This window comes from Streptomyces gobitricini (assembly GCF_039532985.1).
GTDB classification, from domain to species: Bacteria; Actinomycetota; Actinomycetes; order Streptomycetales; family Streptomycetaceae; genus Streptomyces; species Streptomyces gobitricini.
In genome coordinates this window covers 52463-60450 of record NZ_BAAASR010000014.1, presented here as the reverse complement: position 1 = coordinate 60450, position 7988 = coordinate 52463, and the positions used below count along the sequence as shown (strand labels likewise).

The window sequence follows — 7988 nt, the reverse complement described above, 5'->3', positions numbered from 1 at the left end:
GACCGGTGTCTCCTGCTCGGGGCAGCCGTACGGGGTGACCGGGCGGAATAATGGCGAGCGACCGCCGCAGCAGCGAAGGAGCCCCCATGACCCCGCCCGTCGTCCACTCGCTGCGCGAGCAGATCCGCGAGCACATCGTGGAGGGCATCGTCAGCGGCCGCTGGAAGCCGGGCGAGCGGATCGTCGAGCGGCGCATCGCCACCGAGCTGGCGGTGAGCCAGACGCCGGTGCGCGAGGCCCTGCGCGAGCTGGAGAGCCTCCGTCTCATCGAGTCGGCCCCCAACAAGGGCGTCCGGGTGCGCAACCTGACCGCGGCGGACCTGGAGGAGAGCTACCCGGTGCGGGCCGGGCTGGAGCAGATCGCCGCCGAACTGGCGGCCGACCGGCTGGGCGACGACTGCTCGGCCCTCGAACCCCACGTGGCGGCCCTGTACGAGGCGGACGCGCGGGCGGACGGCACGGCGCAGGTGCGGCACACCGTGGGCTTCCACCGGGAGCTGGTGCGGGCCGCCCGCAACAGCGTGCTGCTGCACACCTGGGAGGGCCTCGGCATCGAGGTCTTCACGGCACTGTCGATCCGCTGGCTCGGCACCGTACAGAAGTCGTACGCGGAGGAGCACGAGGAGCTCGTCCAGGCGTTCCGCCGCCGCGACCCCCGGATCGGGGTCCTGGTGAAGGAACACGTCCTCGGCTGCGCCCCGCGCGCCTAGGTACGCGCCGGGCGAGTGAGCCGAAGGGGCGCGCGGGCGCCGAAAGGGAGAACGCGCGGAGGTTCCGAGGAACGAGGGACCGAGCGCGATCGACCGTCGGCGCACGCTGAAGCGCCCTGCGGACCGAGCCTCGAGAAAGGGGCGCACGCCCCCCGCTCATCGGGGGACGCGCACGCTCATTCGCTGCCCCCACCTGCGAAAACAAGGCACCGGGTGCCCGATTTCGTGGCACCGCATGCCGACTTTGACCTCCGGGGAAAGTTTTTTGGCCCAACGCTTTGATCGATCATCGATCACGGTCGTACAGTCGTGCGCGGACTTCAACAGAGGTCCCCTCGCCCTGTCCTGCCAAGACCAAGGGCTCCACACCCCTTCGACTCCGGAAGGCGGCGACTATGACCGACCCCACCCGCATCCAGCCGAGCGAGCTCGACCAGCTCCCGGACCGCGACCCCGAGGAAACCGCCGAGTGGCAGGCGTCCCTCGACGCCGTCGCCAAGGCGGCCGGGCCGCACCGCGCCGCGTACCTGATGCGACGCACCCTGGAGCGCGCCGAGGGTGCCGGTCTCGCGCTGCCCAAGCTGCTCGAAACCGACTACGTCAACACCATCCCCACCGCCGCCGAGGCCGGCTCCGGCTTCGACGGCGACGAGGAGATGGAAGCGAAGATCACCGCCTGGAACCGCTGGAACGCGGCCGCCATGGTCTCCCGTGGCTCCAAGTACGGCGTCGGCGGCCACATCGCCACCTTCGCCTCCGCCGCCTGGCTCTACGAGACGGGCTTCAACCACTTCTTCCGCGGCAAGGAGCAGGACGGCTCCGGCGACCAGCTCTTCATCCAGGGCCACGCCTCGCCCGGCATCTACGCCCGCGCCTTCCTCGACGGCCGGCTCGGCGAGCAGCACCTGGACAACTTCCGCCAGGAGTCCGGCGGCAACGGCCTGCCGTCCTACCCGCACCCCCGCCGGCTGCCCTGGCTGTGGGAGTTCCCGACGGTGTCGATGGGCCTCGGCCCGCTGTCGGCGATCTACCAGGCGCGGTTCAACCGCTACCTGACCAACCGCGACATCAAGGACGTCTCGAACTCCCACGTGTGGGCGTTCCTCGGCGACGGCGAGATGGACGAGCCCGAGTCGACGGCGGCCCTCGCGCTCGCCGCCCGTGAGGAGCTCGACAACCTCACCTTCGTCATCAACTGCAACCTCCAGCGCCTCGACGGCCCGGTCCGCGCCAACTTCAAGATCGTGCAGGAGCTGGAGGCCCAGTTCCGCGGCGCCGGCTGGAACGTCGTGAAGTCGCTGTGGGGCAACGCCTGGGACGAGCTGTTCCAGCTCGACACCACGGGCGCGCTGGTCCGCCGGCTGCGTGAGGTGCCGGACGCGCAGATCCAGACGTACCAGACCCGCGACGCGGCCTACATCCGCGACGACTTCTTCGGCAAGGACCCGGCGCTCGTCGAGATGGCGAAGCTGCTCTCCGACGACAAGATCATCGAGTGCTTCCAGTACTCCCGCGGCGGCCACGAGCCGCGCAAGGTGTACGCCGCGTACAAGGCCGCCCTGGAGCACAAGGGCGCGCCGACGGTGATCCTGGCCCAGACGGTGAAGGGCTTCACCCTCGGCAAGGGCTTCGAGTCCAAGAACGCCAACCACCAGATGAAGAAGCTGTCGGTGGACGAGTTCAAGGGCATGCGGGACCTGCTCGGCCTGCCGATCCCGGACTCCGCGTTCGCCGACGGCCAGGTGCCCTACGGCCATCCCGGCGCCGGCTCCCCCGAGGTGCGCTACCTCCAGGAGCGCCGCGCGGCCCTCGGCGGCCCCGCCCCGGCGCGCCGCACGCACGCGCTCGACCCGCTGCCCGCCCCGGCCGACAAGACGTTCGCCGCGTTCGACAAGGGCTCCGGCCAGCAGTCGGTCGCGACGACGATGGCCTTCGTCCGCCTGATGAAGGACCTGATCCGCGACAAGCAGACCGGCAAGCGCTGGGTGCCGATCGTCCCGGACGAGGCCCGCACCTTCGGCATGGAGTCGCTCTTCCCGTCGCTCGGCATCTACTCGCCGAAGGGCCAGACGTACGAGCCGGTCGACCGCGACCAGCTGATGTACTACCGCGAGGCCAAGGACGGCCAGATCCTCAACGAGGGCATCACCGAGGCCGGCTCCATGGCCGACTTCATCGCCGCGTCGACCGCGTACTCCACGCACGGCGAGCAGATGATCCCCTTCTACATCTTCTACTCGATGTTCGGCTGGCAGCGGACGGCCGACCAGATGTGGCAGCTCGGCGACCAGCTCGGCCGCGGCTTCCTCGTCGGCGCCACCGCCGGCCGCACCACGCTGACCGGTGAGGGCCTCCAGCACGCCGACGGCCACTCCCCCGTCATCGCGGCGACCAACCCGGCCGCGCTGACGTACGACCCGGCGTTCGCCTACGAGGTCGCGGCGATCGTCAAGGACGGTCTGCGCCGGATGTACGGCGAGGCGGCCCCGGGCGAGGACCCGAACGTCTTCTACTACCTGACCGTCTACAACGAGCCGATGCCGCAGCCGGCCAAGCCCGAGGGCGTGGACGAGGGCATCATCAAGGGTCTGTACCGGTTCAAGGAGGGCACGCCGGCCTCGGCGGACGCCCCGCGCGTCCAGCTGCTGTCCTCCGGCACGGCGATCCACTGGGCGCTGAAGGCCCAGGACATGCTGGCCGCCGAGTGGGGCGTGACCGCCGACGTGTGGTCCGCGACCTCGTGGACCGAGCTGCGGCGCGACGCGCTGGAGGCCGACGCGGCGCTGCTGCGCGGCGAGGAGCGGGTGCCGTACGTGCGCCAGGCGCTGGCCGACGCGCCCGGCCCGGTGCTGGCGGTCACCGACTACATGCGCCAGGTCCCGGACCAGATCGCGCAGTGGGTCGAACAGGACTACAGCTCGCTCGGCGCGGACGGCTTCGGGCTGTCGGACACCCGGGAGGCGGCCCGCCGCCACTTCGGCGTGGACGCCGAGTCGGTCGTGGTCGCCGCGCTGGCGCAGCTCGCCCGGCGCGGTGAGGTCCCGGCCTCCGCGGTGAAGGACGCCCGCGAGCGGTACGGGCTGTAAGGGCCATGACCAAGAGGCCCCCGCTTCCGGCTCCGTGCCGGGCGGGGGCGTCTTGCATGATGTGGACATGCGCGCTGCCCGGCTGATCAAGATGGTGCTCCTGCTCCAGTCCCGTCCTTCCATGACGGCCGCCGAGCTCGCCCGTGAGCTGGAGGTCTCCGAGCGCACCATCACCCGTGACGCGCTCGCCCTGTCGGAGGCCGGGGTGCCGGTGTACGCGGACCGGGGCCGGGCGGGCGGCTACCGCCTCATCGGCGGCTACCGGACGCGGCTCACCGGCCTCGCGCGCAGTGAGGCCGAGGCGCTGTTCCTCTCCGGGGTGCCGGGCGCGCTGCGCGAGATGGGCCTGGACGACGCGGCGTCGGCGGCCCGCCTGAAGGTGTCGGCCGCGCTGCTGCCGTCGCTGCGGGACGCGCCCTCCTCGGCGGCGCAGCGGTTCCACCTGGACGCGCCGGGCTGGTACCAGGAGCCCGGGACGCCCGAGGTGCTGCCGGTGGTCGCGGAGGCGGTGTGGGGCGACCGGCCGGTCGCGGCCCGCTACCGCCGCCGGGACACCGAGGTGGAGCGCGCGCTGGAGCCGTACGGGCTCGTGCTGAAGGCGGGCGTGTGGTACCTGTGCGCCCGCGCCGACGGCTCGTTCCGGGTGTACCGGGTGGACCGGTTCACCGCCGTGACGCTCGCCGACGGCCGCTTCGTCCGGGACGAGGACTTCGCCCTGCCGGCGTTCTGGGAGGAGCGGGCGGCCGAGTTCGCCCGCTCGATCCTGCGTACGGAGGCGGTGGTGCGGCTGACGGAGGCCGGTGCGCGCGACCTGCCGTACGTGACGGACCGGGCCGCCGCCCGCGAGGCGCTCGCCGCGGCCGGCCCGCCGGACGTGGAGGGCCGGGTGACGGTGAGCCTGCCGGTGGAGTCCGAGGAGGTCGCGTACGGCCAGCTCCTGCGGCTGGGGCCGGAGGCGGAGGTGCTGGAGCCGAAGTCGCTGCGGACGCTGTTCGCGGGGGCGGCGGACCGGATGGCGGCCCTCTACCGGTAGTCGTCGGCAGTCGCGTTCTTCCCTCCGTGCACGACCTCGATGAAGTACGCCCAGCCGTCCGGCCGCGATCCGTCGGTGTCGGTGAACCCGTACTCCTTGGCGAGCTGCCCGCTGGACAGCGACTGCCCGTTCCACCGGTGCCGGTCGGGGTCGGCGGCGAGCGCGGCGACGGCCCGGCCGACGTACGCGGGCGATTCGGCGATCGCGAAGTGCGGTTCCTTCCCGACGGCGTCGCGCCAGTTCTCCTCCGTGACGCCGTAGATGTCGAGCATCATCTCGGAGCGGAGGTAGCCGGGGCTCAGGGCCACCGCCGTGCCGCCGACCTCCTTCAGGTCCTCACCGAGGCTGAAGGCCATGCGCAGGGGGGCGTTCTTGGCGAGGTCGAAGTAGAAGTTCTCCCGGAACCGCGTGTTGTACTCGGCCGTCCCGTCCGTCATCTCGACGACCAGTCCGCCCGGGTTGCGGATGAGGAGCGGCAGGGCGCAGGCGCTGGTGACGACGTGGCTGTGGATGCCCAGCTCCAGCAGCCGCATGCCCTGGTCGAGGTCCGTCTCCCACATCTTCTTGCCCCAGGGGATGAGGTGGTCGCCGCCCCAGAGGCTGTTGACGAGGACGTCGAGCCGGCCCCGCTCCTCGTCGATGCGGGCGACCAGCGCGCGGACCTGGCCGGCCACGAGATGGTCGACCGGCACCGCGATGCCCTCGCCGCCCGCCGCGGTGACCAGTTCGGCGGTCTCCTCGATGGTCTCGGCCGGCCGTCCCACCTCGCTGACGGCGGTCCGGGTGGTGCGGCCGGTGACGTACACGGTGGCTCCGGCGGCGCCGAGCTGTACGGCGATGGCCCGGCCCGCGCCGCGGGTGGCGCCAGCGACGAACGCGATCGTTCCGGCGAGGGCCCTGCTGTGCGTGGTGTCGTTCGTCATACGACCACAGTGCCCGGCAAAGACGACATCCTCTGTCCGGTTTCATTTCGGCCGCTCCGCGTGCACTGTCACCCGCGACCCAGGATGCTTGTCCCGTGATGGACGAAACGGAGTTCTGGGAGATCATCGATACGACCCGGGAGGCGGCCGAGGGCGATCCCGAGGACCACGCCGAACTGCTCGTCGAACGGCTGCTGCGACTCGACCCCGACTCCGTGCTGGACTTCGCCCGGCACTTCGAGGCCCGCTACAACCGCGCGTACACCTGGGACCTCTGGGGGGCGGCCGCCGTGCTGCTGGGCGGTGCGAGCGACGACGCGTTCGACTACTTCCGCTGCTGGCTGATCGGCCAGGGCCGGGAGGTGTTCGAGGGCGCGGTGCACGACCCGGACTCGCTGGCGGAGCTGCTGGACGACTTCGACGAGGAGATCGACGGGGACGGTGAGGAGCTGGGGTACGCGGCGGACGAGGCGTACGAGCAGCTCACGGGCGCCGTCGCACCGGACCTGGGCATCCCGCCGCAGGCCCCGGAGCCGGAGGGCACACCCTTCGACTTCGACGACGACACGGCGCTCGAGGAGCGCTTCCCCCGGCTCTGGGACCGTTTCGGGGTGTGATCAGGCCAGCACGCGGCCCATGAGGACGTCGTCGACGTACCGCCCGTCGAGGAAGAACTCCCCCGGCAGGACGCCCTCGACGACGAAGCCCTCCGACGCGTAGAGCCTGCGCGCGGGCTTGTTGTGGCCGAGCACGCGCAGTGTGACGCGGGTGGCACCCTGGCGGGCGGCCTCCTCGAACGCCGCGCGCAGCAGCGCCCGTGCGATGCCGCGTCCGCGCGCCCGCTCGGCGACGGCGAGGCCCTGGATCTGGCGCACGTGCCGGTTGCAGGCGAGACGCGTGGGCGGCACGAGGCGGAGGTACCCGTCGGGGCGGCCGTCCTCGGCCTCGGCCACCAGGAAGTCCCCCGGGCGGTGGGTGGAGTCGAAGAACGGGTCGTACGGCGGCTGCGGCCTCGGCTGCACGGCGTGCAGCGGTGACCAGGTGTCGCGGTCGAGGCGCGCCAGGGCGGCGGCGTCCTCGGGCCGCGCCGGGCGTATGTGCGGGGTGGTCATGCCCGACACTGTGTCACGGTGCAGGATGGGTGCCATGACACGTTCTGGTATCGCTCGTATCGCGGTCACCGGCTCCACCGGCCTCATCGGTACGGCCCTGGTGCGCTCGCTGCGGGCCGACGGCCACGAGGTGGTCCGGCTGGTGCGGCGGCCCGCGCGCGCCGGTGACGAGGTCGAGTGGGACCCCCGGCGGGGTTACGTCGACACGGCCGGGCTCGTCGGCTGCGACGCGGTCGTCCACCTCGCGGGCGCGGGCGTCGGTGAGCGCCGCTGGAACGAGGCGTACAAGCGGGAGATCCGGGACAGCCGGGTGCTCGGCACGGCGGCGATCGCGGAGGCGGTCGCCTCCCTGGACACTCCGCCGAAGGTCCTGCTGTGCGGGACGGCGCTCGGCTACTACGGCGACACCGGGGCGCGGGCGGTCGACGAGACGGCGCCCGCCGGGGAAGGCTTCCTGCCGTCCGTGTGCGTCGAGTGGGAGGACGCCGCGGCGGCCGCCGAGGAGGCGGGCATCCGGGTCGCGTACGCCCGCACGGGGCTCGTCGTGGCCCGCGAGGGCGGCGCGTGGGGGCGGCTGTTCCCGCTGTTCCGGGCGGGGCTGGGCGGGCGGCTCGGCAGCGGCGAGCAGTACTGGAGCTTCATCTCCCTGCACGACGAGGTGGCCGCGCTGCGGCACGTCCTCGACACCGAGTCCCTGGCCGGCCCGGTGAACCTCACCGCCCCGGACCCGGTCACCAACCGGGAGGTCACCAGCGCGATGAGCCGCGTCCTGCGCCGCCCCGCCCTCCTGCACGTGCCCGCCCCGGCGCTGCGGATCGCACTGGGCGACTTCGCGTCCGACGTCCTCGGCAGCCAGCGCGTGCTCCCGTCCCGCCTCCTGGAGTCCGGCTTCCGCTTCGCCTTCCCCACCATCGACACGGCGATCGCCTCCGCGACCTGACGCTCCGCGCCCCTGCGGGCGGGCGCGCGCCGGCTCCGCGCGGGCCCGCCCACCCGGTGCGAAGCCGCCTCGCGGTTCCGGCCCGCCCGGAAGGACCCGCACCGCGTCCGGCCGGCACCGGCGCGGTGCGTGGGCGGGCCCCTGCCCGCCGTATACGACGGGGAGCGGCCCGGGGGCGAGAACC

The 7988-nt window shown here is 72.7% G+C and carries 7 protein-coding genes; 5 read left to right on the top strand and 2 right to left on the bottom strand.

The window, feature by feature from the left end; genetic code table 11:
* The first annotated feature begins 86 nt into the window (after window positions 1-86).
* From ABD347_RS11780 to ABD347_RS11770, 3 genes are all read left to right on the top strand, one after another.
* Entirely contained in the window at window positions 87-710 is a 624-nt protein-coding gene (locus ABD347_RS11780) for a GntR family transcriptional regulator (RefSeq protein WP_344359948.1), read from the top strand.
* A 395-nt stretch (window positions 711-1105) separates the two neighbouring features.
* Window positions 1106-3796, top strand: a complete 2691-nt coding sequence (gene aceE / locus ABD347_RS11775) for a pyruvate dehydrogenase (acetyl-transferring), homodimeric type (protein WP_344359946.1) — start codon at window positions 1106-1108, stop codon at window positions 3794-3796.
* Window positions 3797-3863: 67 nt separating this feature from the next.
* Entirely contained in the window at window positions 3864-4829 is a 966-nt protein-coding gene (locus tag ABD347_RS11770) for a helix-turn-helix transcriptional regulator (protein ID WP_344359944.1), read from the top strand.
* Here the strand turns inward: ABD347_RS11770 and ABD347_RS11765 are convergent.
* Window positions 4820-5752, bottom strand: a complete 933-nt coding sequence (locus tag ABD347_RS11765; protein WP_344359942.1) for an SDR family oxidoreductase — start codon at window positions 5750-5752, stop codon at window positions 4820-4822. The two genes, ABD347_RS11770 and ABD347_RS11765, sit on opposite strands and share 10 nt — an antisense overlap.
* 98 nt (window positions 5753-5850) lie before the next feature.
* On the opposite strand from ABD347_RS11765, the gene ABD347_RS11760 reads away from it, so the two are divergent.
* Complete coding sequence (locus tag ABD347_RS11760) at window positions 5851-6369, top strand: DUF4240 domain-containing protein (RefSeq protein WP_344360198.1); 519 nt, start codon at window positions 5851-5853, stop codon at window positions 6367-6369.
* On the opposite strand, the gene ABD347_RS11755 is transcribed toward ABD347_RS11760, so the two are convergent.
* Window positions 6370-6864, bottom strand: coding sequence for a GNAT family N-acetyltransferase (locus ABD347_RS11755; RefSeq protein WP_344359940.1), 495 nt, complete (start codon window positions 6862-6864; stop codon window positions 6370-6372).
* A 25-nt stretch (window positions 6865-6889) separates the two neighbouring features.
* Between ABD347_RS11755 and ABD347_RS11750 the strand changes: the two genes are divergently transcribed.
* A complete protein-coding gene (locus tag ABD347_RS11750; RefSeq protein WP_425575628.1) occupies window positions 6890-7804 on the top strand; it encodes a TIGR01777 family oxidoreductase in 915 nt (304 codons plus the stop codon).
* Window positions 7805-7988 lie beyond the last annotated feature (184 nt).

Coding starts and splice junctions, on each gene's coding strand:
- ABD347_RS11780 (WP_344359948.1), top strand. CDS start 87: ATGACCCCGCCCGTCGTCCACTCGCTGCGCGAGCAGATCCGCGAGCAC.
- aceE (WP_344359946.1), top strand. CDS start 1,106: ATGACCGACCCCACCCGCATCCAGCCGAGCGAGCTCGACCAGCTCCCG.
- ABD347_RS11770 (WP_344359944.1), top strand. CDS start 3,864: ATGCGCGCTGCCCGGCTGATCAAGATGGTGCTCCTGCTCCAGTCCCGT.
- ABD347_RS11765 (WP_344359942.1), bottom strand. CDS start 5,752: ATGACGAACGACACCACGCACAGCAGGGCCCTCGCCGGAACGATCGCG.
- ABD347_RS11760 (WP_344360198.1), top strand. CDS start 5,851: ATGGACGAAACGGAGTTCTGGGAGATCATCGATACGACCCGGGAGGCG.
- ABD347_RS11755 (WP_344359940.1), bottom strand. CDS start 6,864: ATGACCACCCCGCACATACGCCCGGCGCGGCCCGAGGACGCCGCCGCC.
- ABD347_RS11750 (WP_425575628.1), top strand. CDS start 6,890: ATGGGTGCCATGACACGTTCTGGTATCGCTCGTATCGCGGTCACCGGC.